The organism is Streptomyces malaysiense (assembly GCF_000980885.2).
Classification (GTDB): domain Bacteria; phylum Actinomycetota; class Actinomycetes; order Streptomycetales; family Streptomycetaceae; genus Streptomyces; species Streptomyces malaysiense.
The window spans coordinates 1-2,202 of sequence record NZ_LBDA02000123.1 but is presented as its reverse complement, the minus strand read 5'-3'; the positions used below and the strand labels follow the sequence as shown (position 1 = coordinate 2,202).

The following is a 2,202-nucleotide window of genomic DNA, read 5'->3' as shown; positions in this document are numbered from 1 at the left end:
CGTTTGGGTGATTTCGGGGTGGATGGGTGGTGAGGCGTCCGGCGGTGATGGATTACTTGCGCTATCGCCCCCGGAAGGACCGCCCACCTCCGTGCCGGGAGCCGACCGCGACCGAGCCCGCAGCACCTACAGCTCGGCGACCCATGGTGGACGCTTCCTGGAAGCCTGACCGCGTACACGCGTCACGACCAGGCTCGTTGACTCTCGGCAGCCCCACCCCCGTCACCGAACTACGGCAAGAGGGGGCATCCCATGTCCGCACAACCGACCTCCGCCTGGCGCCGACTCCTCAACTTCCGTCCAATCAACCGCCCACGCCTCACACTCCTGTCCGACCCGACCGTCACCGTCGGCGACTTCCCCATCGACGTCGCGATCACCCCCGACGGAACCACCGCCTACGTCACCAACGAAGACGACAACACCGTCAGCGTGATCGACACCGCGACCCAGACCGTCACCAACACCATCACCGTCGGCAGCGTCCCCTTCCGGGCCACGATCGCCCCCGACGGCTCGACCGTCTACGTCACCAACTCCGGTGACAACACCGTCAGCGTGATCGACACCACCACCCAGACCGTCACCAACACCATCACCGTCGGCAGCGTCCCTCTCGGTATCGCGATCAGCCCGGACGGCTCCACGCTCTACGTCGCCAACTCGGGTGACGGCACGGTCAGCGTGATCGACACCGCGACCCAGACCGTCACCAACACCATCACCGTCGGCGGTGCACCCTTCGGCGTCGTGATCAGCCCGGACGGCTCGACCGTCTACGTCACCAACTCGGGTGACGGCACGGTCAGCGTGATCGACACCGCGACCCAGACCGTCACCAACACCATCACCGTCGGGAGTTTCCCGCTGGGAATCGCGGCTGCTCCGGATGGTTCCCAGGTGTACGTGGCGAAAAACGGTGACAACGCGGTCAGTGTGATCGACACGGCCGGCCAGACCGTGATCGGCACGATCCCTGTCGGCAACGCGCCCGTGGGGGTGGCCGTCTCGCCCGACGGGGCCCATGTCTATGTCACCGACAACAGTGACAACACGGTCAGTGTGATCGACACGGCCGGCCAGACCGTGATCGGCACGATCTCCGTCGGGACAGCGCCCTTCGGTGTCGCGATCACCCCCGACGGGAGCACGGCCTACATCGTCAACAACGGTGACGGGACCGTCAGCATCACCTCCACCGCTCCCTTCCCCACCACCACCGCTCTGACCTCCACCCCCGACCCCTCCGTCTTCGGCGAGACCAAAACCCTCACCGCGACGGTCAGCGCCACACCGCCCGTCACCGGCACGCCCACGGGTACGGTCGATTTCTTCGACGGTGCGACGCTGTTGGGCACGGGCACTCTCGTCGGTGGTACCGCCACGCTCACCACCTCCACCCTCGTGGTCGGCTCGCATTCGCTGACGGCTGTGTACAGCGGGGACGCGGACTTCAGCGGGTCGACCTCCCCGGTGGACATCCAGACGGTGACACAGGCGGCCACGACGACCGGCCTCACATCGGCGCCGGACCCCTCGGTCTTCGGTGAGGCGAAGACGTTGACGGCGACGGTGGCGGCTGTTCCGCCGGGTTCTGGTACGCCTACGGGTTCGGTCGATTTCTTCGACGGTGCGACGTTGTTGGGCACGGGCACTGTCGTCGGTGGTACGGCCACGCTCACCACGTCCACGCTTGCTGTCGGGTCGCATTCGCTGACGGCTGTCTACAACGGCGACACCAACTTCAGCGGTTCCACGTCGCCGGTGGACACGCAGACGGTGACGCAGGCGGCGACGACGACGGGTCTCACGTCGGCTCCCGATCCGTCCGTTGCCGGTGAGGCGAAGACTCTGACGGCGACGGTGGCTCCCGTTCCGCCGGGTGCCGGCACGCCTACGGGTTCGGTCGATTTCTTCGACGGTGCGACGCTGTTGGGCACGGGCACTCTCGTCGGTGGTACCGCCACGCTCACCACCTCCACCCTCGTGGTCGGCTCGCATTCGCTGACGGCTGTGTACAGCGGGGACGCGGACTTCAGCGGGTCGACCTCCCCGGTGGACATCCAGACGGTGACACAGGCGGCCACGACGACCGGCCTCACATCGGCGCCGGACCCCTCGGTCTTCGGTGAGGCGAAGACCCTCACCGCGACGGTGGCCGCCGTTCCGCCGGGGGCCGGCACTCCGACCGGCACGGTCGAT

The 2,202-nt window shown here is 67.3% G+C and carries 1 protein-coding gene; it reads left to right on the top strand.

The features are described 5' to 3' along the window. Positions 1-252: 252 nt before the first annotated feature. Positions 253-2,202, top strand: a 1,950-nt coding sequence (locus tag VT52_RS33935) for an Ig-like domain repeat protein (RefSeq protein WP_167377768.1), incomplete at its 3' end; no start/stop codon positions are given.